Below are 26,490 nucleotides of genomic sequence, written 5' to 3' on the forward strand. Positions count from 1 at the left end.
GCCCAGACTCGCCGCTGTCAGGCCTTGGCGTCTGCCACCAGAAACCCGCTATCCAGGCGCAGCACGCGATCCTGGTGCGCTGCCAGCGCGGTATCGTGAGTGACGATAACGAAGGCACAGGCGCTTTCCCGGGCCAGCTCGTCCATCAGAGCCAAAATGGTGGAGGCGGTGGTCTGATCCAGATTGCCGGTGGGCTCATCCATCAGCACAAGGCCGGGGTCGGTCACCAGCGCCCGGGCAATCGCCACGCGCTGGCGCTCGCCGCCGGAAAGCTCGCCGGGCTTATGGTCGGCACGTTCAGCCATGCCCACCCGTTCCAGCAGGGCTCTTGCCCGCTTTTCGGCGTCGCGCTTGCGCTGGCCGCGAATGATCAGCGGAAGCGCTGCGTTTTCCAGCGCGGTAAACTCGGCCAGCAGGTGGTGAAACTGGTAGACAAAGCCGATGTAGCAGTTGCGAAAACGCCCTAGCGCCGCCTCGCCCAGCCCGGAAAGCGGCTCGCCGGCTATGATGATCTGCCCTCGGCTGGGGCGGTCAAGACCGCCCAGCAGGTTTAACAGCGTGGTCTTGCCCGAGCCGGAGCTGCCGACAATCGCTACGCGCTCGCCGGCATGCACGCTAAGCGAGAGCCCGTCGAGCACCGTGAGATCTTCCGGGCCTTCGCTGTAGATCCGGGTCACGTCGCAACACTCCAGCATGACCCGGTTTGCGGCGTTCGGCGCGGCCGCCTGTGCGGTTTTGGTCGTCGTCATGGCGGTATCCTCACTCATAGCGCAGCACGTCGGCGGGCTGCACCCGGGCCGCCCGCCAGGCGGGGTACAGCGTGGACAAAAACGTCAGGCCAAACGCCGCTCCCACGATGTTGAGCACGTCGCCGCCGCGCAGCTGCGAGGGCAGCTCGCTGATAAAGTAAACGCCGGCATCCAGAAAGTGGATGCCAAACACGCTCTCCACCCAGCCGATCAGATCCGACACCGTCAGCGCCAGCAGCACCCCGGCGGCGACTCCGATGGCAATGCCGATCACGCCGATGGTCAAACCCTGCACGATGAAAATGCCCATGATCGAGCGCGGCGTGGCGCCGATGGTGCGCAAAATGGCGATATCGGCACGCTTGTCGGTGACCACCATGACCAGCGTGGACACGATATTGAACGCCGCCACAGCGACGATCACCGTCAGCAGCAGGCCGATCATGCGCTTTTCCATCTGAATGGCCTGAAACAGGTTGCCCTGGGTCAAGGTCCAGTCGCGGCCGCGATATCCCGGCCCCAGCTCGTTGATAATGGTCTGGGTTTCGCGGCTGGCGGCAAAAAGGTCATCGAGCTCCAGGCGCAGCCCGCCTACCGTATCGCCCGTACGGGCCAGGGTTTGCATGTCGGCAAGATTGGCATACGCCAGCCGCGCGTCCAGCTCGGCGCCGACGCTGAAAATGCCGCTGACGGTAAAGCGCTTCAGGCGCGGAAACACCCCGGCCGGGGTAATCGAGGCTTCAGGGACCAAAAGCGTTACCCGGTCGCCCACGCCGACGCCCAGGTTGCGCGCCAGCGCCGAGCCCAGCACCACGTTCCAGGTGCCGGGCTTAAGGTCATCGAGGCTGCCGCGTTCCATGTGCTCGTCGATAATCGAGACCTTGCCCTCCCAGCCGGGCTTGATGCCGGTCACCATGCCGCCCTGGTTGCGCCCGCCGACGGAAAACATGCCCTGCTGCTCAACGTAGGGCGCCGCACCGATAACCCGCTCGCGCTGGGTAAGCCGCTCGGCCAGCCCCTCCCAGTCCTTGAGACCGTCGGTGGCTTCGATCTTGGTATGCGGCACCATCCCCAGAATGCGCGTGCGCAGCTCATGGTCAAAGCCGTTCATCACCGACAGCACTAAAATCAGCACGGCCACGCCAAGCATCAGGCCCAGCATGGAGGTCAGTGAGATAAACGAAATGAAATGGTTGCGACGTTTGGCGCGCACGTAGCGCAATCCCACCAGAAAAGGCAAACGGTCAAGCATCACGTGCTCCTTGTCAGCAAGCGCTCGGGCAAAGCCGGCCCGACGACAGCGGTGCGCGCCGCCAGCGTAGCGGCCTAGCGCCAGAAATCACGGATTGAGGCGATGCCCTGCGCGCCGACAGCCCGGGCACGGTTGGCATGAAAGCGCGTCATGCCCCCCAGCGCAAAGACGGGCATACCGGCGTGCTCCACGCACTGCTGGAAGTCGTGCCAGCCCATCAGTACCGCGTCCGGGTGCGAGGGCGTAGGCGCCAGCGGCGAAAGCGTGACCAGATCACAGCCAAGCGCGCCGGCCTTTACCAGCTGCTCGGCGCTGTGCGTCGAAGCACCCAGCCATTTGTTGGCCGGTATGGGCCGCGTGTCCAGCTGCAGCAGCCGTTCGCTGGTCAAGTGAATGCCGTCGGCGTCGATGTCTTCAAGCAGCGCTGGGTCACCGTTGAGCAGCAGCCGGGCGCCGTACTCCCGGCATAGCGCCAGCGCCTGGCGAGCGCGTGCCAGGTACTGCGGGTGATCCAGCGTCTTGGCACGCAGCTGCACCAGGCGCACGCCGTCTTCGTGCAGCGCACGGGTCAAACGCTCGGCAAAGACGTCGTCGTCGGCTTCCTCGGCGGTAATCAGGTATTCGCTGGGCAGCATCACCGCGCGCAGAATCGGCAGGTTGGCCGCGGGGAAGGGATAGCCGGAAAGCTCTTCCATGGGCACCCAGCGTACGGCCTGGCCTTCGCGGCCAAACGGCTCGCCGGCAAAGTCGTGCACCTGCCAGACGTCCAGCAGGATACGCTTATCGGGGTATTCATGATGCACGCGAATCAGCGGCTGAGCCCGGGTAATTTCAACGCCCAGCTCTTCGTGCAGCTCGCGCTTGAGCCCTTCCAGGCCGGTTTCGTACGGGGCCAGCTTGCCCCCGGGAAACTCCCACAGACCGCCCTGGTCAAAGCCGGAGGGCCGGCGCGCTATCAAGACTTTCCGCTTGTCGGCGCTGATAATGGCCGCGGCAGCCACGTGAACCCGTCGTTTTACCATTGCTTTCATTGCGTCTTTTTCCACTGTTTTGCTGATCGGCCGGAAGCCGGCGCCCTCTTGCTGCGCTGATCACGGCCACGCTGGCCGTGATCAGCTACGATAGTCAGCGTTGATCGATACGTATTCGTGAGACAGATCAGAGGTCCACACCGTTGCCTGCGCATCCCCGCGTCCCAGATCAATGCGAATCGTGATGTCCTCACGCGCCATGACGGCACTGCCGGCGGCCTCGGTGTAGTCCGACGCGCGGCCGCCGCCTTCCACCAGGCGCACTTCGTCAAGGTCAATGGTGACGCGCTCGACGTCAAAATCGGCGACCGGCGCACGCCCTACCGCGGCGAGAATCCGCCCCCAGTTGGCGTCCGAGGCGTAAAGCGCGGTCTTGACCAGCGGCGAGTGCGCCACGGTAAAGGCCACGTCCAGCGCTTCCTGACGCGCGGTGGCGCCGACGACGTCAAGCGTGACGAACTTGGTCGCACCCTCGCCGTCGCGGATGATCGCCTGGGCAAGCGATACCAGCACCTGCTGAAGACCGGCGGCAAACGCTTGCACGTCGGCGTCGCGGGTGATCGAGGCCCCGCACCCGGTGGCCGCCAGCAGGCAGGCATCGTTGGTGGAGGTATCGCTGTCTACGGTGATGCAGTTGAACGAATGCTCCACCGCCTCGCACAGCAGCCGGTCCAGCAGCGCCGGCGCGATCTCGGCGTCGGTGACCACAAAGCCGAGCATGGTCGCCATGTCCGGCCGAATCATGCCCGACCCTTTGGCAATCCCGTTGAGCGTCACGCGCTGAGCGCCAACCGGCACATCAACGCTTGCGCCTTTGATGCGCGTATCCGTCGTCACAATGCCCCGGGCCGCCTGCTCCCAGGCCGCCGCGTGGCAGGCGCGGGCGTCAAGCGCCGGGGCAATACCGGCAAGCAGCGCCTCCATGGGCAGCGGCTCGCCGATCACGCCGGTGGAAAACGGCAGCACCTCGTGGGGCTGAGCGCCGACGTGTTCGGCCAGTACCCGACAGCTTTCCCGGGCGTCGTGCATGCCTTGCTCGCCGGTGCCGGCATTGGCATTGCCGGTGTTGATCAGCCAGTAACGCGGCGCTTTTCCCTGCTCACGGCAGGCGGCCAGGTGCGCTTTGGCGACGTGTACCGGCGCGGCACAAAACGCGTTGCGGGTAAATACGCCGGCAACGCTTGCCGTTTCGGGCAGCTCGATGACGACCAGATCACGCTGGCCGGGCTTTTTGATACCGGCCGCGGCCGTACCCAGGCGCACGCCGTCAAGCGCCGGCATGGTCGGAAACGGTATATCTCCTACCGCCATAGAAGGAAGCCTCCTTTCTGCTGCCCGGGCGCATCCGCCAGGGCTCGTTGATCCAGAGCGCCTGCCGACAGGGCGGCAGCAACGCTTACACTCAGCTCAGCTTGCCGCAGCACTGCTTGTATTTTTTGCCTGAACCGCACGGACAGGCATCGTTGCGCCCTACCTTGGGGCCTTCCCGACGCACCGGGCGGCCGTCGGCGCCGGGGGCCTGCTCCCCCTGGGCGGCAGCCTCATCGGCGCCGTCGTCCGGCTCATCGTGGCGGCTGGCGGCGGTGGCCTGCTCGCGCTCCAGGGCCTCGCGGCGCTCTTGCTCCAGGGCGTCCACTTCTTCGGGCTGGCGCACCTGCACGTGGCTGAGAATCCGCGTGACGTCGGCCTTGATGTGGGTCAGCAGCTGCTGGAACAGCTCGAAGGCCTCGCGCTTGTATTCCTGCTTGGGGTTTTTCTGCGCATAGCCGCGCAGGTGGATGCCGCGACGCAGATGATCCATGGACTGCAGGTGCTCTTTCCAGCGGGTATCCAGCACCTGCAGCATGACCTGCTTTTCAAACCGCCGGATCAAGGTTTCGCCGGCGGCCTCCACCTTGGCCTCGTAGGCTTCACGGTGCATGGCCTGCAGCCGCTCGCGCAGCTTTTCCTCGCTTAGCCGCTGGTCTTGCTCGGCCCACTGCACGACGGGCGCTTCCAGGTTGAGCTCGGCTTTGAGATGGGCTTCCAGGCCGGGCAGGTCCCACTGCTCGGCCAGGGTCTGGGGCGGAACGAAGCTGCTGATCGCCTCTTCCATGACCTCTTCACGAATGCCCGCCACGGCATCGGCCACGTCTTCGGATTGGAGGATGTCGTTGCGCTGTTCGTAGATCACTCGACGCTGATCGTTGGCCACGTCGTCGTATTCCAGCAGCTGCTTGCGGATATCGAAGTTGCGCCCTTCTACCTTTTTCTGCGCGCGCTCCACGGCGTTGGAGACCATCTTGTGCTCGATGGCTTCGCCTTCTTCCAGACCCAGCGCCTTCATCATCCGCTTGACGCGCTCGGAGCCGAAAAGGCGCATCAGGCTGTCTTCCAAGGACAGGAAAAACCGCGTGGAGCCCGGGTCTCCCTGGCGCCCGGAGCGCCCGCGCAGCTGGTTGTCGATGCGCCGGGATTCGTGGCGTTCAGAGCCGATCACGTGCAGCCCGCCGGCCTCCAGCACCTGATCGTGGCGCTTGCGCCATTCCTCCTTGAGCGCGTCGATATCAGCCTGGGCGGGGTTTTCAAGCTTGGCAGCTTCGGCCTCCCAGTTGCCGCCCAGCACGATATCCGTGCCGCGGCCGGCCATGTTGGTGGCAATGGTAATCGCGCCGGGACGCCCCGCCTGGGCGATGATTTCCGCCTCGCTCTGGTGCTGCTTGGCGTTGAGCACGTTAAAGCGCATCCCCGCCTCGCGCATCAGCCGTGCGAGGTACTCAGAGGTATCGATGGAGGCCGTTCCCACCAGCACCGGGCGGCCGGCTTCGGTTTGCGCCTGTACGTCCTTGATGATCGCCCGGTATTTTTCCTCGGCGCTTTGGTAGACCAGGTCGTTGTAATCGGTACGCGCCTGGGGACGGTTGGTGGGGATCACGATGACGTCCAGGCCGTAAATCTGGCGAAACTCGAAGGCCTCGGTATCCGCCGTGCCGGTCATGCCGGCGAGTTTCTCGTAGAGGCGGAAATAGTTTTGAAAAGTCGTAGAGGCAAGCGTTTGGCTTTCGCGCTGAACGGTGACGCCTTCTTTTGCTTCCACGGCCTGGTGCAGCCCTTCCGACCAGCGCCGCCCGGGCATCGAGCGGCCGGTGTGCTCGTCGACGATGACGACCTGGTCTTCGGCGATGATGTAGTCCACATCGCGCTGATAAAGATGGCGGGCGCGCAGCGCTGAATGCATGTGCTGTAAAAGGCCCAGATTTTGCGCGGCATAGAGCGATTCGTCTTCGCCCAGCAGCTGCTCTGCGCGCATCAGCTGCTCTACCCGGTTGTGGCCCTGCTCGGTGAGCTCTACCTGCTTTTGCTTTTCGTCGAGCAGGAAATCCCCGGTTACCGTGGCGTCTTCGTCCTCCAGCTCTTCTCCCTGCTCAAGGTGGGTGGCCAGACGATCGACGATGCCGTAAAGCTCGGTGTTTTCGTCAACGGCGCCGGAGATGATCAGCGGGGTACGGGCCTCGTCAATGAGAATCGAGTCCACTTCGTCGACAATGGCGTAATGCAGTGGGCGCTGCACCTTCTCTTCCAGCGAGAACGCCATGTTGTCGCGCAGGTAGTCAAAGCCGAACTCGTTGTTGGTGCCGTAGGTGATATCGCAGGCATAGGCGTGGCGCTTTTCCTCGTTGGCCTGGCCGGAAAAAATGACCCCGACGGTCAGGCCCAGAAATTCATACAGCGGGCGCATCCAGTCGGCGTCGCGGCGGGCCAGGTAGTCGTTGACCGTGACTACGTGCACTCCCTTGGCCGGCAGGGCGTTGAGATAGACGGCCAGCGTGGCCACCAGCGTTTTGCCCTCGCCGGTTTTCATCTCGGCGATACGCCCGTCGTTGAGCGTCATGCCGCCGACCATCTGCACGTCGAAGTGGCGCATGCCCATAACGCGCTTGCTCGCCTCGCGTACCGCGGCAAACGCCTGGGGCAGCAGGCTATCCAGCGGCTCGCCGGCCTCCAGGCGCGCGCGCAGCTCGCCGGTTTTACCCTGCAGCTCGGCATCGCCAAGCGCTTCAAACTCGCTTTCCAGCGCGTTGATATGCTGCACGCTTTTACGCATGCGTTTGACTTCACGCTCGTTTTTGGAGCCGACAACTTTGCGCAGTACGTTACTGATCATGAACTTTCCATTATAGCGGCCGGAAACGCCGTCGAGCGCACCCGGTAAAACAGGAAAAATGCGCGGCTACCTGCCGCCAGGCGACGGCCACCGGGCTAGCCACGGCACAACAAAACGTTGAGCCGGCACACAGGCGGCCCGCGGCGCGACACCACGTCAAGCGCGGCCACCATTCCCGTTAAACGCAAAGGGCGCCAAGACAGGCCGTTACGCGCGGTAAACAAACGCCGCTGCCGGCGCCCCGGCGCTAAACGATAGCGCAGCTGACGACGCGAACAAACGCGCTGCAGGGTGGGCACCAGCGTATACGCATAGCGAACGGGGAGGCGCGCCGCCTGGCAGGCGGCGCTGAGGCCGACCGGAAGCAGGCAGCTGACCAGCAGCCCCGCCAGCCACCAGCGCGCGGCAGCCCCGCGGCGGCAGGGCCGCGGGGCAATCGCGGGAAGCATCGGCTGGGCAGGCATGCTGGGGTCGCGCTCCTTGGCGTGCTAGGCTTTGATGAATTGGCGCATCCACGCGAGGCAAGTGCATGAGTATAAAGGTTAAGCGTTCCCGCGCACAGCCCATCGGACAACTGCTGACGCCCCGCGGCAGTATCGGCCAGCTGATGCAGGCCTCGCGCCTGATCGAGCAGGCGCAGTCACGGCTGCGTGCGGCCCTGCCCGAGCCAATGCGCGAGCACGTTTTTGTCGGCGGTTTGCGCCAGGGCCGGCTGACGCTGATTTGCAATCGCGCGGCTCTGCTGACCTGGCTGCGTTTCGAGCAGCCGCGCCTGCTGACGTTGCTCCACGGCATCCCCGGCTTTGAGGGCGTCACCGGCCTGCATTTCAAGGTGCGCCCGGTGCGCCCGGTAAAGACGCCCCGCCGCTATCAGCGCAGCCTGCCCGCTTCCGCCGGCCGAGTGCTTAACGAGTGCGCCGAAGATACCCCTGACCCCAAGCTGAAAAACGCGCTGGAACGCCTGGCTGCCCATGCGCCTCGCGAGTGAAGCACCCGAGGCAACAGGCCGCCGACAAAAGCCGGCACCCGAACGGCAAAAAGCACTGCTGTGCACAGGAATCGTCCTGAACAACAGCAGTGCCTTGCCGAGCGCAGCACCCTACCAGCCGTCGCTACGCCATGGCCGGCGCCACGTAAGAAATGGGCGCCACGGCGCGTTCCTCTTCAAAAGTGACGATTTCGTACGCCTCCGGCCGGGCCAGAAGCTCACAGCAAAGCCGGTTGTTCAGCGCATGCCCTGACTTCACTCCGCGAAACTCGCCGATCAGGCTGTGGCCCAGCTGGTACAGATCGCCAATGGCGTCCAATACCTTGTGCTTGACAAACTCATCGTCGTAGCGCAGCCCGCCTTCGTTGACGATGCGATAGTCATCTACAACCACGGCGTTTTCCAGACTCCCCCCAAGCGCCAGATTATTGGCGCGCAGGCGTTCGATATCCCGCATAAAACCGAAGGTGCGCGCCCGGGACACGTCCTTGACAAAGGACGTGGTGGAGAAATCAATCATTGCCGTCTGTTTTTGCCGGTCAAATACCGGGTGATCAAAGTCGATGGAAAACGACACTTTAAAGCCTTCGTGGGGCAAAAATACGGCTTCCTTGTCGTCGTCGCCCACGCACACTCGCTGCTTGATACGGATAAATTTTTTCGCTGCGTTCTGTTCACAGATACCGGCGGATTGAATCAAAAACACAAAGGGGCTGGCGCTGCCGTCCATGATCGGCACTTCGGCGGTGCTCAAGTCAACATAGGCATTATCGATACCCAGCCCGGCAAACGCAGCCATCAAGTGTTCAACCGTTGCCACCTTGACACCTTCATAGCAAAGTGCGGTGCACAGCACGGTGTCTTCGACCAGGCCGGCCTTCGCCGGCACTTCCACCGCCGGCTGCAGATCGGTTCGCACAAAGACGATGCCGGTATCGGCCGGGGCCGGGCGCAGGGCCATATGGACTTTCTCACCAGAGTGCAGCCCCACTCCGGTAGCACGGATAACGTTTTGCAAGGTGCGCTGTTTGATCATGGGGTGCCGTCAATACTCGGGTAATTATAGTGGGTAGGGATATGCGCAACGTTCAGGCCTAGCGGGGCTTGCCGTCGCGGCGACTCGCTTATAAGTCGCCGAAAGATGTTGCGGCAGGTAAACCTACCTGCCGCCGGTCATCGTCGCGCAAGGAAAAAATCAGTCGGCCTGGCGGCGCAGAAACGCCGGGATATCCAGGTAGTCATCGGTTTCGGCGGCGCGGCGCTTCTCCGCCCGGGAGCGGCTTTCCGCCTCAGGCGCCTCGGCACGCGCGGCGGCCTGCTGCTGGCGCATCACCGTGGGCTGCTGAAGCTTGCGATAGTCCGCGCCGGCGTCGGCCTGCGCCACACGACGCGCCGGCTCGCGAGCGGCGGCCTTGGCCTGATTGCCGTCAAGGCCGGCTGCCACAACCGTGACGCGAAGCTCGTCAGACATTTCCATGTCAATGGAAGTTCCCACCACGATGGTGGCTTCCTGGGAGGCAAACTCCTGAACCGTGGCGCCGACGTCGTTGAACTCGCCGATGGAAAGGTCCGGGCCGGCGGTAATGTTGACCAGAATCCCCCGCGCGCCGTGCAGATCGATATCTTCCAGCAGCGGGCTGCGGATAGCTTTCTCGGCCGCCTCGCGCGCGCGATTTTCGCCGGTGGCCCCGCCGGTGCCCATCATCGCCATGCCCATTTCCGACATCACGGTGCGCACGTCGGCAAAGTCGACGTTGATAATGCCGGGGCTGGTGATCAGCTCGGCAATGCCCTGTACGGCCCCCAGCAGCACATCGTTGGCCGCGCTGAAGGCGGTCAGCAGCGTCGCACTCTTGCCCAGCACCGAAAGCAGTTTTTCGTTGGGTATGGTAATCAGCGAGTCAACGTGCTCGGAGAGCTCTTTCATGCCTTCTTCGGCGGCGCGCGAGCGCTTGGGGCCTTCAAAGGGGAACGGCCGCGTCACCACCGCGACGGTGAGAATGCCCAGCTCCTTGGCCACCTGGGCCACTACCGGCGCGCCGCCGGTGCCGGTGCCGCCGCCCATGCCGGCGGTGATGAACACCATATCGGCCCCGTCGAGCAGCTCAGCGATGCGCTCGCGGTCTTCCATGGCGGCCTGGCGGCCGACCTCGGGGTTGGCGCCGGCGCCAAGGCCTTTGGTGATTTCGCTGCCCAGCTGCAAAATAGTCTTGGCGGAGACGCGTTTCAGCGCCTGAGCGTCGGTATTGGCGCAGATAAACTCGACGCCTTCGATGTTGCTTTCCACCATGTGATTGACGGCGTTGCCCCCGCCGCCGCCAACGCCTACTACCTTGATGACCGCACTGCTAGAGGGTGCGCTATCTACCAGTTCGAACATAAGCCCCGTCTCCTGAGCCGCGTTTGCGACCCTGTCAGAAATTTTTCTTGAACCAGCCCTTGATTCGCGTCAGCGTTTTTCCGGTGGAGCCGCCCTTGCCTTGTTCACCGCGTCCTGACGGCGCAGTCACAACGCCGCTATGCGCCTGCAGGCCGTGGCCGTAGTGCGCTTCCTGCAAAGCGTAGTGCAATAACCCCACCCCTGTGGCGTAAATCGGGTTGCGCACAACGTCCGCCAGGCCTTTCACGTTTTGCGGACAGGCAATGCGCACCGGCATGTGGAAGATTTCTTCGGCAAGCTCACTTGCGCCTTCCATTCGCGACGTGCCGCCGGTAAGCACGACGCCGGCGGCCACCATGTCTTCATAGCCGCTGCGTCGCAGCTCTTCCTTGACCAGCGTAAAAAGCTCCTCATAGCGCGGCTCCACCACCTCGGCAAGCGCCTGGCGAGACAGATCCCGCGAGGGCCGGTCGCCTACGCTTGGCACCTTGATCATCTCGTCGCTGGCGGCAAGCTCGGTCAGCGCGCAGGCGTATTTGACCTTGATTTCTTCGGCGTGCTGAGTCGGCGTACGCAGCGCCATGGCGATATCGTTGGTGACCTGATCGCCGGCGATGGGAATGACCGCAGTGTGGCGAATGGCGCCTTCGGTGAAAATCGCCATGTCGGTAGTGCCGCCGCCGACATCCACCATGCACACCCCGAGCTCACGCTCGTCGGCGGTAAGCACGGCCATGCTGGAGGCCAGCTGTTCAAGTATGGTGGCGTCCACGTCAAGACTGCAGCGGCGCACGCACTTTTCGATGTTTTGCACGGCGTTGGCCGCTGCGGTGACCAGGTGCACCTGGGCTTCCAGGCGGACACCCGACATGCCCAGCGGCTCGCGGATACCGCCCTGAGCGTCGATGGAAAACTCCTGGGGAAGCACGTGGAGAACGCGCTGGCCTTCAGAGACGGCGCGCGCCCGGGCCGAGTCGATCACGCGTTCGATATCCAAAGCGCTGACTTCACGCTCCTTGATGGCCACGACCCCGTCGGAGTTCATCGAGCTGATGTGGCTGCCGGCGATACCCACATAGACCGAGTGTATATCGCAGCCGGCCATCAGCTCGGCTTCTTCAACGGCGCGCTGGATGGATTGCACCGTTGATTCAATATTGATGACGACGCCGCGCTTCATGCCGTGCGAGGGGTGGGAGCCGATCCCGGCAATCTCGATGCCACCGTCATCGGTAGGCTGGCCGACGATCGCAACGACTTTGGACGTTCCGATGTCCAACCCGACCACCATGCTGGATACGCTGGATGAGCCTGCCATGAGCCGGGAATTCTCCTTGTCACCTTAATCTACATATTGAGCCGCTATGGCCAGCGGCCAAGCGGCGTTAGCCCGCTGGATGATAGCTGACCGGATTTGTCACCGATTACCGTCATGATAACGGCGGTGCCTAGTAGTATGATATCGAAATAACAACGGTCTAACGACTACTGCACGCCACAATACTGAGAACAGGTCACAAATTAAACCCCGGCCCACGTATTTGCACCGTTAACGATCGGTTTGTTGCACCTATTCTTGCATGCGCTGCTCAAGGCGTCGTATCCGCCCGCGGAGAGTCACCGTGCCAGGCCACGGCCACGCCGTTGGGGTAGCGCAGGTCAACGTAGCGAATCGCCTTGGCATACGGGCCAAGCTCGTGTCGCCAGGCCGCCGTAAGGCGGGCCAGGCGCGCATCGTGCTGGCGGCGGCCAAGCATCACCCAAGCACCGTCGTCAAGCTGCAGACGCCAAGCGCCTCGCGGTTCCAGACGCAGCTGATCAAGCGCCAGATCAAGAGAAGACAGCCGCTTTTCCAGCGTTTGGTAATAGCGCAGCACTTCCTTGCTGCTGCCGGGCGGGCCGGCGAGATCGGGCAGCCTGGCAGGCGGGGCAAGCGGGGCAAAGACAAAGGGCGTGCCCGCAGCGTTGAGCAGCCGGTCGTCGTTCCAGCGCGCCACCGGCGTTTGTTCGACAAGCTCAAACACCAGCGCATCCGGCCACTGACGCGAAATACGCACCTCCTTGACCCAGCCGATGCCCAGCGCCGAGCGGCGCAGCTCAGCGAGGTCCACCGAGAGCCAGCGAGTATCGCGCACCAGCGGCGCCAGCTGCTGGCGCAGGTAGCCTACGCTGGCGTACTCCCAGTCGCCGCGCACCGCTACCCGCTCGACCGGCGTATCCAGCCACAGCCATAGCGCCCGGCCGCCGGCGCCAAGCATCAGCGCCAGCAGCACAAGGCCAAGCCAGGCGCTACGTTTGTGCATCCCGCCTCGCAGACCCTGCGGTTGCCAGAATCTCGCCAACCAGCCGGTCAAAGCGGATGCCCACGTGGGCCGCCGCCTGGGGCACCAGGCTGTGGTCGGTCATGCCCGGCACGGTGTTGACTTCAATCAGCCAGAAGCGCCCCTGAGCATCGCGCATCACGTCCACCCGCCCCCAGCCTTCGCCGCCTATTGCGGCAAACGCCTTTTGGCAGAGCGCGGCAAGCTCGGCTTGTGCTGTCTCGTCAAGCCCGCAGGGCAGATGATAGCGAGTCGTATCGGACAGATACTTGGCGTTGTAGTCGTAAAAGCCGCCCGGCACCTCGACCCGAATGGCCGGCAGCGCGCGATCGCCAAGGATCGATACGGTATATTCCTCGCCCTGAACGAAGCGCTCTGCCATGACCCGGGCGTCAAAGCGCGCGGCCTCGTGATAGGCCGCTTCAAGCTCGGCCACACTATTGACGATGCTGATGCCCAGCGTAGAGCCTTCGTGCACGGGTTTGACGATCAGCGGCAGGCCCAGCCGCGCGGCTACCGCCGGCCACTCGGCGGCGCTGTCCAGCATGATGCTTTCCGGCGTCGGCAGGCCGAGCGCTTGCCACACCTGCTTGGTGCGTGCCTTGTCCATACCCAGCGCCGAGGCCAGCACGCCGCTGCCGGTATAGGGAATGCCCAAAAGCTCAAGCGCCCCCTGCAGCGAGCCGTCTTCGCCGCCGCGCCCGTGCAGCGCAATAAACACCGTGGACGGGGCCAGCCGTTCAAGGCCGGCCAGGCCGTGATCGCAAGGATCATAGCCCACCGCGTCCACGCCGCTGCGCTTGAGCGCGGCCAGCACCGCTGCCCCGCTTTGCAGCGACACCTCACGCTCGGCGGAGGTGCCGCCATACACCACGACAACCGGCGACGCGCCGGCTGCGGCGTGCGGTACCGAAAAATGAGACGTCAGCGGTTGGCTCACAGCGTCACCTCGTCAAGCAGTAGCCTGGCCTGGGCCAGGGTCAGTGAAATACCGCCGATATCCCCGGCGCCCTGGGTGATTAAAATATCGCCGGGACGCAGCACGTTGGTCAAAAGGCCCGCCAGCTCGCTTTTATGTTCGACAAACAGCGGATCGACCTCGCCGCGCTGGCGCAGCGAACCGGCAAGCGTGCGGCCGTCGGCGCCGGGAATCGGCGCTTCGCCGGCGCTGTAGACATCCAGCAGCAGCAGCGTATCCACCCCGGACAGCACGCGCACAAAATCCTCGTAGAGATCCCGCGTGCGGGTATAGCGATGCGGCTGGTAGAGCATCACCAGGCGCCGCTCGGGCCAGCCGGAGCGCACTGCCTCGATGACCATTTCCACCTCGCGCGGATGATGACCGTAGTCGTCAACCAGCATCACCGGTGCGCCACCGCCGGGCAGCGGATAGTCGCCGTGCACCTGAAAACGACGCCCCACGCCGGCAAAACCGGCAAGCCCGCGCTGAATCGCGGCGTCGCTGACGCCGGCATCGGTGGCCACCACAACGGCGGCCATGGCGTTTTGCGCGTTGTGGCGTCCGGGCATGGCCAAGCGCACCTTGAGAGGCTCACCTTCAGGGCGCAGCGCCGTGAAGCGGGTCTCGCCGGCCTGCTGAACAAAGTCCACGATGCGATAGTCCGCATCCCGGGCAAAGCCGTAGGTCACGAAGTGGCGCTGGATACGCGGGCACAGCGCACGCACCTGGGGATCGTCCAGGCACAGCACCGCCAGGCCGTAAAACGGCAAATTGTGCAAAAATTCGAGGAAAGTGCCCTTGAGCCGCTCAAAATCGTTGCCGTAGGTGGCCATGTGGTCGGCATCGATATTGGTCACGATCGACACCAGCGGCTGCAGGTGCAAAAAGGAGGCGTCGGATTCGTCCGCTTCGGCCACCAGATAGTCGCCCTCGCCCAGGCGCGCATTGGCGCCGGCGCTGGTGAGCTTGCCGCCGATAACAAAGGTCGGGTCCAGCCCGCCTTCGCCCAGCAGCGTTGCCGTCAGGCTGGTGGTCGTGGTTTTGCCGTGCGTGCCCGCCACCGCAATGCCGTGGCGAAAGCGCATCAGTTCGGCGAGCATTTCCGCTCGGCGCACCACCGGCACGCGGTTCTCCCGGGCCCAGGCGATTTCCGGATTGGTATCGTCAACCGCGCTGGACACCACAACGACGTCGGCGCCCTTGACGTTGTCGCGGGCATGCCCCAGCGCCACGCTGACCCCGCAGGCGCGCAGACGCTCCACCACCGGTGATACCTTGACGTCGCTGCCGCTGACGCAGTAGCCCTGATTTGCCAGCACTTCAGCAATGCCGCACATCCCGGCACCGCCGATGCCGATAAAGTGCAGCCGTCGAATACGCCGCATACCCGGGCCCCGCGGGCGCTTGCGGGGATTCACAGCAACGTTGTCTGTCCCATCAGTCACGCACATTCTCCTTCCGGGCAAGGGCAAAACAGCCTTGCAATAACAGCTCAGTCGCCTCCAGGTGCGCCGCCCGCCGCGCGCGGGCGGCCATGTCGGCCAGCACCTCGGGGGACAAAAGCGCGTTCAGCGCCTGGGCCAGGTTTTCTCGGGTCAGGCTTTGCTGGATCATGCAGCGCGCGGCACCGGCATCGACCAGCACCTGGGCGTTGCGCCGCTGGTGATCGTCCACGGCATGGGGAAACGGCACGAACAGCGCGGGCTTGGCCGCCGCGGCGAGCTCGGCGACGGTGAGCGCCCCGGCCCGGCAGACCAGCACATCGGCCCAGTCGTAGGCCGCCGCCATGTCATCGATAAACGCGCTGACCCGGGCATCAACCCCGAAGGTGCGATAGCGCTCGCGCGTCGCCTCGTCACGGTCGCGGCCGGCCTGATGCCAGACCTCCGGGCGCGCCGCGTCGTCCAGCTCCGCCAGCGCCTCGGGCAGGCGCTCGTTGAGCGCCACGGCACCCAGCGAGCCGCCCACTACCAGCAGCCGCAGCCGTCTTTGCTGCATGGCATCCACGCGGCGCGGCGCCTCCCCCAGCGCGGCGATGTCGTCGCGCACCGGGTTACCCACCACCGTGGCCCGCCTGCCAAACGCCTGGGGAAACGCTGCATAGGTGTGCGTGGCAAGCCGCGACAGCACGCGGTTGGTCAGCCCGGCCACGGCGTTTTGTTCATGAACCATCAGCGGCACGCGACACAGCGTTGCCGCCAGCCCGCCGGGGCCGCTGGCAAAGCCGCCCAGCCCGACAACCACCTGAGGCCGAAAGCGGCGCACCACACGGCGCGCCTGGCACACCGCGCGGGCCAGATTGAACGGCGCTTTCAGCCAGCCGGCAAGCCCGTTACCCCGCAATCCGCCGATGCGCAGCTGATGCAGCGGAAAGCCGGCAGCGGGCACCAGGCGGTTTTCGATGCCGCGCGGGCTGCCCAGCCACTCGACCGCCACTCCCCGGGCCTTGAGCGCCCGGGCCAACGACAGCGCAGGGATAACGTGGCCGCCGGTACCGCCGGCCATGATCAGAACACGTTGAGGCATGGATTGTGACACGCACAGCTCCCTGGATAAAAAACTCAGCGCCGCGCCCGGCGGCGCTGCTCGGCCGGCGCCGGCGCACGTCGCGGATAGCGGCGCGTTTCGCGGTCGGCACGCAGCAGCAGCCCGACCATGACCCCGGTCACCAGCAGACTTGAACCGCCGTAGCTGATCAGCGGCAGCGTAAGCCCCTTGGTCGGCAAAAGCCCTGAGCTGACCGCCATGTTGATAAACGCTTGGGCGGCGATAATAAAACCGATACCGTAGCTCATGTAGGCGGCGAACAGCTGGCCGGCAAGCTCCGCCCGCCGGCCGATCACCATGGCGCGAACGATCAGCAGCGTAAACAGCACCACCACCATGACCGCTCCCAGCATGCCCAGCTCTTCGGCAATCACAGCAAAGATAAAGTCGGTATGCGCCTCGGGCAGAAAGTGCAGCTTTTGTATGCTGTTGCCAAGGCCGGTGCCGGTCACATGGCCGCGGCCAAAGGCGATCAGCGCCTGGGTCAGCTGGTAGCCGGTGGCGAACTGATCGGCCCAGGGGTCGAGAAAACTGGTCCAGCGGGCCAGCCGGTACGGCTCCATCGCCACCATCAGCGCCGCACCCAGGCCCAGCACTATGCCGGTGCCCGTCAACAGCACGATGGACGCGCCGGCCATCATCAGCATGCCCACGACGCACACCGTATAGACCACCATGCCGCCGAAGTCCGGCGCGGCAAACAGCAGCACCGCCGGCAGCGCCAGCACCATCAGCGGGCGCACCAGGGTCAACATCCGCGTGCGCAAAGACTCGGCAAACCGCGCCATGAACGCCGCCATGTAAAATACCAGCCCGATCTTGCCCACTTCAGACACCTGCAGGCTGGGCAGCGGCCCGGGCAGTGCAATCCAGCGCTTGCTGCCGTTGATGTCCTGGCCTACCAGCAGCACCAGCGCCAGCAGCACAAGGCTCAAGGCGAGAATGATACCGGCGTTTTGCCGCCACAGCGCAAGCGGCAGGCTCACCATCAGCGTTGCTGCCAGTATCGCCATCAGCAAAAACACGCCGTGGCGAATCGCGTAGTGGTAGCTGTCGTCCAGAAGCGCCACCGACGCTGAGCTGACCATCACCCAGCCAATACCGGCCAGCACCAGCGCCACCAGCAAAAGCCAGATATCACAGGGCATCTGTGCGGTGTCAAACGCCGCGCGCAGGCGCTGTACGCGATGCTTCATGGCGCACACCCGCCGTAATCGGCGCCCCGCTCAAGCGCGTTGACCTGCCGGCAAAAGGCCTCGCCGCGCGCCTGATAGTCATCAAACTGATCCAGGCTGGCGCAAGCCGGCGACAGCAGCACGCAGTCGCCGGGGCGCGCCACCGCCGCCGCCTGGCGAACGGCATCGGCCAGGTCATCACAGCGGTGAACGGCCACCTGCTTTCCCAGCGCCCGGGCCATCGCGTCGGCGTCGCGGCCAAACAGCAGCACGCTGCGCGCATATTGGGCCAGCGGTGCTGCCAGCGGGGTAAAATCCGCGCCCTTGCCCACGCCGCCGGCCAGCAGCACCAGCCGGCCGTCGATGCTCTGCCCCAGGCCGTTGATCGCCGCCAGCGTCGCGCCCACGTTGGTGCCCTTGGAGTCGTTGACCCAGCGCACGCCGTTGATACAAGCCACGGTTTCGCTGCGGTGGGCAAGGCCGGTGAAGCGGCGCAGCACCCGGCACATGGCCGCTGCCTCCAGCCCCAAAGCGTGCCCCACGGCCAGCGCCGCCAGGGCATTTTGCCGATTATGCCGGCCGGCCATGCCAAGCTCGGCGGCCGCCATCCAGGGCGTATCGCCGTGCATCAGACAGACCTCACCCCGGTGCTGCGCCAACCCCCATTCACCGCAAGCCGGCGCCCGGGTGGTAAAGCGCACAGCCTGCGATGCCGGCTGCGTGGCAGGCCAGGTAGCCGCGTCGTCGCCGTTGACCACAGCGCAGCGAGCGCCGCGAAAAATACGCTGTTTAGCAGCGCGATAGGCCGCCATGTCGCCGTGGCGGTCGAGATGATCTTCGCTCAGGTTGAGAAAAGCGGCGCACGCGGCGTTGAGCTGCGGGGTCGTTTCCAGCTGAAAGCTGGAAAGCTCCAGCACGTAAAGCTCAGCCTCGGGGGCTGCGGCCAGCAAATCCAGCGCCGGCGTGCCCAGGTTGCCGCCGACGGCGACGCGCACCCCCGACTCCGCGGCCATCTCGCCCAGCAGCGTTACCACCGTCGACTTGGCGTTGGAGCCGGTAACCGCGGCGATGGGTGCCCGGGCGGCGCGACAGAACAGCGCCATTTCACCGATCACCCGCGGCTCGCCGGTGGCCGGATGATAAGCTTCAGCCAGGCCGGCAAACGCCGGGGCGTGCGGGTCGACGCCGGGGCTCAGCACTATCTCCTGCGCCGGGCGCATGTCCAGCGCATCAAGCGGGCCGCAGTGAATTTCCACGCCGGGATGCGCCCGGCGAAACGCCTCCAATCCGGGCGGTGCCCGGCGGGTATCGGCCACCATGAACGGCACGCCCAGCCGCTCAAGGTGGCGACAGACGGCAAGGCCCGAAAGCCCCAGCCCTACCACCAGCGTTGTGCCGCGCGGAATACGCATCGTGCCACTCCTGTCAGCGTACCTTGAGCGTCGCCAGCCCCAGCAGCACCAGCACCACGGTAATGATCCAGAAGCGCACGATGACCCGCGGCTCCGGCCAGCCCTTGAGCTCAAAATGGTGGTGCAGCGGCGCCATGCGGAAAATGCGCCGGCCGGTCAGCTTGTAAGAGCCGACCTGCAGCATCACCGAGAGCGTCTCGGCAACGAAAATACCGCCCATGATGAACAGCACAAACTCCTGGCGCACGATGACCGCCACCACACCCAGCGCCGCGCCCAGCGCCAGCGCGCCGACGTCACCCATGAACACCTGGGCCGGGTAGGTGTTAAACCACAGAAAACCCAGCCCGGCCCCGGCAATGGTGGCGCAAAACACCGCAATTTCGCCGGTGCCGGCAATGAACGGCATGTGCAAATACTCGGCAAACACCGCGTTGCCGCTAACATAGGCAAAGATCGCAAGCCCCATGGCCACCAGTACGGTGGGCATAATGGCCAGCCCGTCCAGCCCGTCGGTCAGGTTGACGGCGTTGGAGCTGCCCACGATGACAAAGTAGCTCAGCACAATAAAAAAGGCGCCCAGCGGCAGCATCACGCCTTTGACCGTGGGAAACAGCAGGCTGGTTTCCACCGTGCTTGCCGCCGTAGCATAGAGGATGCAGGCAGCGCCCAGCCCGATCACGGACTGCCAGAAATACTTCCATCTGGCCGGCAGGCCCCGGGGATTTTTCTCCACCACCTTGCGATAGTCGTCCACCCAGCCGATGACCCCAAATCCCAGGGTGACGCCAAGCACCACCCACACGTAGTGGTTGGTCAGATCCCCCCAGGCAAGCGTGCTGATGGCAATCGCGATCAGCATCATCGCCCCGCCCATGGTCGGCGTTCCCGCCTTGGAAAGATGCGACTGCGGGCCGTCGTCGCGCACCGCCTGGCCGATCTGGCCTTCCACCAGCCGGCGGATCACCCAGGGGCCCAGCCACAAACACAGCAGCAACGCAGTGAGGGCCCCCAGAATCACACGCAGGGTTAAATAGTTGATGACCTGAAAGGCGCTTTGGTACTGCGCCAGAAAATTCGCCAGATAAAGTAACATGTGCGGCGCTTACCTTATGGTTGGTTCATGCGCAGGGCAGCCACCAGCCGCTCCATTCCTGCGCTCCGAGAGCCCTTGAGCAAAAGGCTTGCCCCTTCGGGCAGCGTGCGCTGCAGCTCATTTTCCAGCGCGGCGTAGTCGTCAAAATGCCGGCCTTTTCCCGGAGCACCGCGCTCAAACGCCGCGTGCGCCGGCCGGGCCGACTCGCCCAGGGTGTAAAAGGCATCCACCCCCCGCTTGGCAGCGTAGCGGCCAACCCGGGCGTGCAGCGCTTCGCTGGCCTCGCCCAGCTCGCCCATGGCGCCCAGTGCACACCAGCGCGGCCCGGGGAAACACGCCAGCGTATCCAGCGCGGCCTCTACCGCGCCGGGGTTGGCGTTATACGAATCGTCAAGCAGTAAACTGTCCCGCGGGCCGGCAACCACGCTGAGTCGCCCGCTCAGCGCCTCGGCCCGGCACAGGCCGTCCACCACGCAGGCCGCGCTGATGCCCAGCGCCAGCGCAGCGGCCGCTGCCGCCAGGGCATTGCTGACGTTGTGCTGGCCGCAAAGCCTGAGCCCAACCCGGCCGATCGCACGGCCGTCAAAAACAAGCGTGAAAGCATAACGCCCCTGGCTGTCCCAGGAAAGCGCCCGGGCTTGCACATCGGCCCGGGCATCCAGGCCAAAGCTCAACACCGTCGCCGGCTCCGCGCAGCTGGCCCAGAACGCATAGTACGGATCGTCGCGGTTAAGCACCGCCACGCCGTCTTGCCCCAGCCCTTGGAGCATTTCGCTTTTGGCCTGGGCAATCTGGCCCATGCCGCCAAATTCGCCCACGTGGGCGCCGGTTACGTTGGTAACCACGGCCACCGCCGGCATGGCCAGCCGCGCAGTCCAGGCAATTTCCCCCAGGTGGTTGGCGCCAAGCTCAACCACCGCGGCGCGGTGGCTCGCCTTTAGGCCCAACAGCGTCAGCGGCGCGCCGATATCATTGTTCAAGTTGCCCTGTGTGGCGTGCACCGGCCCCAGCGGCGACAGCAGTTCGGCCAGCAGTTCCTTGACCGTGGTTTTACCGCTATTGCCGGTCACCCCGACCAGCGGTTGTTCAAAGCCGCGCCGCCACGCACGGGCCAAAAGCCCCAGAGCCAGCCGGGTATCGCAGCATACGATCTGGGGCAGCGGCGTCTCGCCGGGGCGCTCGACCAGCGCCGCCGCCGCGCCTCGGCGTTGGGCCTCGGCAAGAAAATCGTGGCCGTCAAAACGCGGCCCGGCCAGGGCCACAAACAAACACCCGGGCACCACGGCACGGGTATCGGTGACCACCGTATCCAAGGGCAATGCTTGCCCTGCGCCGACAAGCCGGCCTCCTACTGCCCGGGCCACACGGCCCGCTGTCAGCGGCGTCACGCCGCACCCCAGGCGGCAAGCGCACGCTCGACTTCGTCGCCGTCGCGGTAGGCATGGCGCACGCCGTTGATTTCCTGATAGGCCTCATGGCCCTTGCCCGCCACCAGCACAACATCGGCGGCATCGGCGCGGGCGATGACCTCCGCAATGGCCCGGCGCCGCTCGCCGATGTCCAGCACCGCTTGCGGATGCTCAAAGCCTGCCAGCACGTCCTGGCGGATCGCCTCGGGCGCTTCGCTGCGCGGGTTGTCATCGGTGACCACGCAGCAGTCGGCCCCGGCTTCGGCGGCACGGGCCATGGCGGCGCGCTTGCCACGGTCGCGGTCGCCGCCGCAGCCGAAAATGCACCACAGCCGGCCGGCACTGCCCAGGTGCTCGCGCAGGGCGATCAGCGCGCTTTCCAGCGCGCCGGGGGTATGTGCGTAGTCCACCACGATGCTGGGCGTGCCGGGCCGGCGATAAAGCGCCATGCGCCCGGGCACCGGCTGCAAGCGCGAGGCGGCCTCGAAAAGCGCCTCCAGCGGCTCGCCCAGCCCGTACAGTGCGGCCATGGCAAGGAGTACGTTATCCAGATTGAAGCGGCCCATCAGGCTTAAGGACAGCGCTTTTTCCGCCTCGGGCGTGGCAATCAGCGCCTGTTGGCCGGTGGCATGCGGGTGCCATTCGAGCACGCGCAGCGTCACCGCCTCGTCCTGGCCGGTAGCCAGCACCCGCACCTGCCCGTGGCAGCCGGCCAGCATCAGCCGCGCCAGGGGGTCGTCGGCGTTGACCGCGGCAAGCTCAAGCTCGCTGCGCCGAAAAAGCTTGGTCTTGGTCGCCGCGTAGGCCGCCATGCTGCCGTGATAGTCCAGATGGTCACGGCTCAGGTTGGTGAACACGCCGGCCTTGACGTTGACCGCCTCAAGGCGCTGCTGATCCAGCGCGTGGGAAGACGCCTCCAGCGCCACGCGCGCAACGCCTTGCCGGGCCATGTCGCCAAGCGCTGCCTGAAGCGCCAACGCCCCCGGCGTGGTCAGCCCAATATCGGCAAGCGCGCCGGTGCGCCCAACCCCCAGGGTGCCGACCACGCCGGCCGGCGTGCCCAGCCTGTCACTGAGCTCGGCGATGTAGTGCGTCACCGAGCTTTTGCCGTTGGTGCCGGTTACCGCGATCACTTCAAGCTCCTGCGGCACGGCAAACAGCGCCCGGCCCAGCTCGCCCAGGCGCAGCGCCAGATGGGGCAGGGTCAGCACGCGGTTGTCCAGCACGGCCTCACCGTCCCGGGCATGCTCAAGCACCAGCGAGGCCCCGGCATCGAGCGCCGAGGCAATAAAGTCGCGCCCGTCTGCCTGGCTGCCGGGCACGGCAATGAACACATCCCCCGGCGTTACATGCCGCGAGTCGGTCACCAGCCTGAGCGGCTCGGGCAGCCGTTCGAGCTCGGCGGGAAAGTCAGTAGTGGGCCAGACCTTCTGCAATGCCTGGGTTAGATCGGTTGCGCTAAGCGTCATGCTGTCTCCTTAACCTGTAGCGGCTCATTCGCGCGGCGACGCTTCAGCATCGGGCGGTACATCCAGCAGCCGCAGCGCATTGCCGGCCACCGCGGAAAACACCGGCGCGGCCACGGCGCCGCCGTAAAACTCGCCGGCCTGTGGATGGTCGATCATCACAGCGGTAACGATACGCGGCCTTGAGGCCGGCGCAATGCCGACAAACACGCTGCGATAGGCGTTTTTGTCGTACCCGTTCTGTCCGGTCTTGCGCACGGTTCCTGTCTTGCCGGCCACCCGATAGCCCTCTACCCGGGCGCGGCGGCCGCCGGTGTTCGGCCCGACCACCGCTTCCAGCATGCCCATCAGGTCATCGGCCACCTGCGGCTCGATAACCGGCTCGCCGCTCGGCGCCTCGTCCAGCTTGAGCAGGGATGGCGGCATGCGCCTGCCGTGATTGGCGATGGCAGTGTAGGCGCTGGCCAGCTGCACGGCGGATACCGAAAGCCCGTAGCCGTAGGCCAGCGAGGCGCGCTCGCTGCGGGAAAAATCCACGGTATCCGGCAGACTGCCGCCGGCTTCGCCGGGAAACCCGGTACCGGGGCTTTGGGCAAAGCCCAGCCGGTTATAGCGCTGCCAGATGGCGGTGTCGTCCATCTTTAGCGCCAGACGCGACATGCCGATATTCGACGATTTGACCAGCACATTGGTCAGGCTGAGTTCGCCGTAGTTACGAAAATCACGAATGGTGTAGCCGTCGATGCGCATCCATCCGGGCGTGGTGTCGATGACCGTTTCCGGCGTGAACCCCTGGCGCTCGAGCACCGCCGACATCGCCAGCGGCTTGACCACCGAGCCCGGCTCGAAAACGTCGACCAGCGCCTGGTTGCGCAGCCCGCTGGGGTCCAGCCCGGCGCGGTTGTTGGGGTTGTAGGAAGGCAGGTTGGCCATGGCCAGCACCTCGCCGGTGCGCGCATCGAGCATCACCAGCACGCCGCCGGCGGCGTCGTTTTTCTCTACCGCGTCGCGCAGCTCACGGCAGGCCATGTACTGCAGGCGCTGATCAATGGCCAGCGTCAAGTCACCGCCGGGCTGGGCATCGCGCACCACATCCAGTTCGCGCACCAGCCGCCCGCGGCGGTCCTGCAGAATGCGGCGTTTGCCGGGCTGGCCCGCCAGATAAGGCTGGTAGGCAAGCTCCATCCCTTCCTGGCCGACATCGTCGACGTTGGTCACCCCGACCAGCTGGGCGGCCACTTCTCCCGCCGGGTAGTAACGCTTGTACTCCTGCTGGGAATACACCCCGGCCATGTGCATATCCAGAACTTTTTGTGCGGCCTGCGGCGTCATCTGGCGACGCAAATACATGAACTCGTGATCGCTGTAGCGGGCTACCCGCGCATCGAACTCGATCAGATTCATGCCCAGCGCCTGGGCCAGCACCACGCGCTTGACAGGGTCATGGGGCAGCTTCTGGGGGTTGGCCCAGAGGGTGATCACCGGCGTCGAAATGGCGAGCGGCTCACCGTGACGGTCCGTCACCATGCCCCGGTGGGCAGGGATCGCTTCGTGGCGCAGGGTGCGGGCATCGCCCTGACTCTGCAAAAACGGCCGGTCAATCACCTGCAGCAGGGTGATCCGCCCGATCAGCACGACCGCTACCGCGACGACCCCCAGCAGCACCAGGCCAAAGCGCCAGCCGGCAAGCGGGGGCACTACCGGAGCCGGCTTACCCGTTGACGGCTTGCCGCTCACGGGGCAATCACCTCAACGTCGTGGACATCGGGAATACGCATGGACAAACGTTCCGTGGCAATTTGTTCGATACGGGCAGGGGTCGACCAGGCGCCGTCTTCCAGCAGCAGCCGGCCCCATTCGGTGTTGAGCTGGTTTTGTTCCTGCTCAAGGACCTGCAGCCTGGCGTACTCAGTGCGGGTTTGGTGGGTAACGGCAACCACGGCCAGCCCGGAGAACAAGCCGGCAAGCAGCAGCACGCCTACCGCCAGCGGCCAGGGTTGCAGGCAGGCACGCAGCGAAAACGGCCGCTCCGCGCTTGCCAGCCACTGGCGCGGCCCTTTGGGGCGCCGTGGCGTGCTACGCGCTGCGCGTGTTGCCTGACCGACCATCTACGCCCCCAGCTTGCGCGCAGCCCGCATGACCGCGCTGCGCGAGCGCGGGTTGTCGGCCACTTCAGCGTCGCTTGCCTTTTGCGCCTTGCCCAGCCCTTCCAGGCGCCGGTTCAGCTGATCGTCGCGCAGCGGCATGCCGCGGGGTACATGGGTATCGCCACGCACATGGTGGCGGATAAAACGCTTGACCCGGCGATCTTCCAGCGAGTGAAAGCTGATCACGACCAGGTGCCCGCCGGGAGCCAGCGCCTCAAGGGCGGCGTCCAGCGCAGCGTCGAGCTGGTCCAGCTCGCCGTTGAGGTAGATGCGCAGCCCCTGAAAGGCTTTGGTCGCCGGGTGCCGGCCTTTTTCCCAGGCGGGATGCGCCGTTTTCAGCACCTCGGCCAGCTCCACCGTACGGGTGAACGGCGCCTGCTTGCGCCGCGTGACCACCGCGCGGGCCAGGCGCTTGGCGAAACGTTCTTCGCCGTAGGCCTTGAACACGTGGGCAATATCCGCCTCGCTTGCCCGGGCGAGGAAATCCGCCGCGCTTTCGCCCCGCGTCGGGTCCATCCGCATATCCAGCGGGCCGTCACGCATAAAGCTAAAGCCGCGCTCGGGGTCGTCCAGCTGCGGCGACGAGACGCCGATATCCAGCAAAACGCCGGCCAGCCGGCCGTGAACGCCCTGCTCTCTGGCAAATTCGCCGAGTTCAGCAAAGGCCCGGCGCGTGATGGTAAAGCGCGCATCTTCAAGCTCGGCGGCGGCGTCCAGAGCCTGGGGGTCACGATCCATGGCCAGCAGGCGCCCGCCGGGGCCAAGGCGCTGAAGAACGGCGCGCGAATGGCCGCCACGGCCGAAGGTGCCGTCCAGATAAACGCCGTCCGGCGCATGCACCAGCGCGTCCACGGCGCCGTCCAGCAGTACGCTTGCATGGCGAAAGGGCTCGGCTACCGGGGCCGCAGCGGATAAAGGGGTATGATGTTCGCGCATAGGACTGCCAACCGGATGAACGGACAAGGACGGTGACGGGCAGCCGGATCCTTGCGCAGGTCGCGCGTGCGCCCTGCGTTTGATGGGGGGAGTCGGCCGATAAGCCGGGTTCTGTCGTGAACAGCCATTCCTCTAGGCGCTACGTCACCGCAGCGCTCAAGCAACCTACCCGAACCCGGCGCGGGCCACGCCGTCAGGTTCCTATTTGGTCTTGCTCCGAGTGGGGTTTACCATGCCACGCACTGTTACCAGCCGCGCGGTGCGCTCTTACCGCACCCTTTCACCCTTACCGGCCTCTTCAAAGAGACGTAGGCGGTCTACTCTCTGCTGCACTTTCCGTCGGCTCGCGCCGCCCAGGGGTTACCTGGCACTCTGCCCTATGGAGCCCGGACTTTCCTCCCCCGCGCAGGCGCGGCGGCGGCTGTCTGGCCAACTCCGCGGGCAAGCATACCAGCGCGCCCGGCCGGCCTCAATCG

General features: G+C 65.3%; 22 protein-coding genes and 1 other RNA gene. 1 reads left to right on the forward strand and 22 read right to left on the reverse strand.

Features of this window, described 5'->3' with window-relative positions:
* Nucleotides 1–17: 17 nt before the first annotated feature.
* The 6 genes from ACZ415_RS12125 to ACZ415_RS12150 form a co-directional block, all read right to left on the reverse strand.
* Entirely contained in the window at nt 18–749 is a 732-nt protein-coding gene (locus ACZ415_RS12125) for an ABC transporter ATP-binding protein (protein ID WP_344704273.1), read from the reverse strand.
* 10 nt (nt 750–759) lie between these two features.
* Nucleotides 760–2,001: a lipoprotein-releasing ABC transporter permease subunit gene (locus tag ACZ415_RS12130; RefSeq protein ID WP_344704271.1), complete on the reverse strand. Its 1,242-nt coding sequence runs from the start codon at nt 1,999–2,001 to the stop codon at nt 760–762.
* Between the two features lie 74 nt (nt 2,002–2,075).
* Nucleotides 2,076–3,032 (reverse strand): Nudix family hydrolase, encoded by a 957-nt coding sequence (locus tag ACZ415_RS12135; protein WP_344704269.1) that lies wholly within the window; start codon nt 3,030–3,032, stop codon nt 2,076–2,078.
* Nucleotides 3,033–3,113: 81 nt separating this feature from the next.
* On the reverse strand, nt 3,114–4,343 hold the full coding sequence (gene argJ / locus ACZ415_RS12140; protein ID WP_344704267.1) for a bifunctional glutamate N-acetyltransferase/amino-acid acetyltransferase ArgJ: 1,230 nt from the start codon (nt 4,341–4,343) through the stop codon (nt 3,114–3,116).
* Nucleotides 4,344–4,434: 91 nt separating this feature from the next.
* Nucleotides 4,435–7,176, reverse strand: a complete 2,742-nt coding sequence (gene secA / locus ACZ415_RS12145; RefSeq protein ID WP_344704265.1) for a preprotein translocase subunit SecA — start codon at nt 7,174–7,176, stop codon at nt 4,435–4,437.
* A gap of 95 nt (nt 7,177–7,271) precedes the next feature.
* Complete coding sequence (locus tag ACZ415_RS12150) at nt 7,272–7,640, reverse strand: hypothetical protein (protein ID WP_344704263.1); 369 nt, start codon at nt 7,638–7,640, stop codon at nt 7,272–7,274.
* Nucleotides 7,641–7,705: 65 nt separating this feature from the next.
* Between ACZ415_RS12150 and ACZ415_RS12155 the strand changes: the two genes are divergently transcribed.
* Nucleotides 7,706–8,164: a DUF721 domain-containing protein gene (locus ACZ415_RS12155; protein WP_344704261.1), complete on the forward strand. Its 459-nt coding sequence runs from the start codon at nt 7,706–7,708 to the stop codon at nt 8,162–8,164.
* A 124-nt stretch (nt 8,165–8,288) separates the two neighbouring features.
* Here ACZ415_RS12155 and lpxC read toward each other — a convergent pair whose 3' ends face one another.
* The 16 genes from lpxC to rnpB all read right to left on the reverse strand — a co-directional run bounded on the left by lpxC (nt 8,289) and on the right by rnpB (nt 26,451).
* Nucleotides 8,289–9,200 (reverse strand): UDP-3-O-acyl-N-acetylglucosamine deacetylase, encoded by a 912-nt coding sequence (lpxC, locus tag ACZ415_RS12160; protein ID WP_344704259.1) that lies wholly within the window; start codon nt 9,198–9,200, stop codon nt 8,289–8,291.
* A 159-nt stretch (nt 9,201–9,359) separates the two neighbouring features.
* Complete coding sequence (gene ftsZ / locus ACZ415_RS12165; RefSeq protein ID WP_344704257.1) at nt 9,360–10,544, reverse strand: cell division protein FtsZ; 1,185 nt, start codon at nt 10,542–10,544, stop codon at nt 9,360–9,362.
* Between the two features lie 34 nt (nt 10,545–10,578).
* The gene (gene ftsA, locus ACZ415_RS12170) at nt 10,579–11,862 is read right to left on the reverse strand and encodes a cell division protein FtsA (RefSeq protein WP_344704255.1); all 1,284 of its coding nucleotides are present in this window, start codon (nt 11,860–11,862) and stop codon (nt 10,579–10,581) included.
* A 271-nt stretch (nt 11,863–12,133) separates the two neighbouring features.
* Nucleotides 12,134–12,847 (reverse strand): cell division protein FtsQ/DivIB, encoded by a 714-nt coding sequence (locus ACZ415_RS12175; RefSeq protein ID WP_344704253.1) that lies wholly within the window; start codon nt 12,845–12,847, stop codon nt 12,134–12,136.
* Entirely contained in the window at nt 12,834–13,805 is a 972-nt protein-coding gene (locus ACZ415_RS12180; protein WP_344704251.1) for a D-alanine--D-alanine ligase, read from the reverse strand. Before ACZ415_RS12180 ends, ACZ415_RS12175 begins: the two co-directional genes overlap by 14 nt.
* On the reverse strand, nt 13,802–15,211 hold the full coding sequence (gene murC / locus ACZ415_RS12185; RefSeq protein ID WP_464387730.1) for a UDP-N-acetylmuramate--L-alanine ligase: 1,410 nt from the start codon (nt 15,209–15,211) through the stop codon (nt 13,802–13,804). The genes ACZ415_RS12180 and murC overlap by 4 nt, the downstream gene beginning before the upstream one ends.
* A gap of 52 nt (nt 15,212–15,263) precedes the next feature.
* Complete coding sequence (murG, locus tag ACZ415_RS12190) at nt 15,264–16,364, reverse strand: undecaprenyldiphospho-muramoylpentapeptide beta-N-acetylglucosaminyltransferase (protein ID WP_344704247.1); 1,101 nt, start codon at nt 16,362–16,364, stop codon at nt 15,264–15,266.
* A 23-nt stretch (nt 16,365–16,387) separates the two neighbouring features.
* Nucleotides 16,388–17,569 (reverse strand): putative lipid II flippase FtsW, encoded by a 1,182-nt coding sequence (ftsW, locus tag ACZ415_RS12195; protein ID WP_344704245.1) that lies wholly within the window; start codon nt 17,567–17,569, stop codon nt 16,388–16,390.
* The gene (gene murD, locus ACZ415_RS12200) at nt 17,566–18,960 is read right to left on the reverse strand and encodes a UDP-N-acetylmuramoyl-L-alanine--D-glutamate ligase (protein ID WP_344704243.1); all 1,395 of its coding nucleotides are present in this window, start codon (nt 18,958–18,960) and stop codon (nt 17,566–17,568) included. The genes ftsW and murD overlap by 4 nt, the downstream gene beginning before the upstream one ends.
* Before the next feature lie 13 nt (nt 18,961–18,973).
* Nucleotides 18,974–20,056: a phospho-N-acetylmuramoyl-pentapeptide-transferase gene (mraY, locus tag ACZ415_RS12205; protein ID WP_344704241.1), complete on the reverse strand. Its 1,083-nt coding sequence runs from the start codon at nt 20,054–20,056 to the stop codon at nt 18,974–18,976.
* 14 nt (nt 20,057–20,070) lie between these two features.
* Nucleotides 20,071–21,444, reverse strand: a complete 1,374-nt coding sequence (locus tag ACZ415_RS12210; RefSeq protein ID WP_425552748.1) for a UDP-N-acetylmuramoyl-tripeptide--D-alanyl-D-alanine ligase — start codon at nt 21,442–21,444, stop codon at nt 20,071–20,073.
* On the reverse strand, nt 21,441–22,934 hold the full coding sequence (locus tag ACZ415_RS12215) for a UDP-N-acetylmuramoyl-L-alanyl-D-glutamate--2,6-diaminopimelate ligase (RefSeq protein ID WP_344704239.1): 1,494 nt from the start codon (nt 22,932–22,934) through the stop codon (nt 21,441–21,443). The genes ACZ415_RS12210 and ACZ415_RS12215 overlap by 4 nt, the downstream gene beginning before the upstream one ends.
* Nucleotides 22,935–22,958: 24 nt before the next feature.
* Complete coding sequence (locus ACZ415_RS12220; protein ID WP_344704237.1) at nt 22,959–24,668, reverse strand: peptidoglycan D,D-transpeptidase FtsI family protein; 1,710 nt, start codon at nt 24,666–24,668, stop codon at nt 22,959–22,961.
* On the reverse strand, nt 24,665–25,039 hold the full coding sequence (gene ftsL, locus ACZ415_RS12225; protein ID WP_344704235.1) for a cell division protein FtsL: 375 nt from the start codon (nt 25,037–25,039) through the stop codon (nt 24,665–24,667). Before ftsL ends, ACZ415_RS12220 begins: the two co-directional genes overlap by 4 nt.
* Nucleotides 25,040–26,014 (reverse strand): 16S rRNA (cytosine(1402)-N(4))-methyltransferase RsmH, encoded by a 975-nt coding sequence (gene rsmH / locus ACZ415_RS12230; protein ID WP_344704233.1) that lies wholly within the window; start codon nt 26,012–26,014, stop codon nt 25,040–25,042.
* An 84-nt stretch (nt 26,015–26,098) separates the two neighbouring features.
* Nucleotides 26,099–26,451, reverse strand: an RNA gene (gene rnpB / locus ACZ415_RS12235) — RNase P RNA component class A.
* Between the last annotated feature and the right edge of the window lie 39 nt (nt 26,452–26,490).

The sequence above is a fragment of the Halomonas cibimaris genome, from assembly GCF_055379665.1.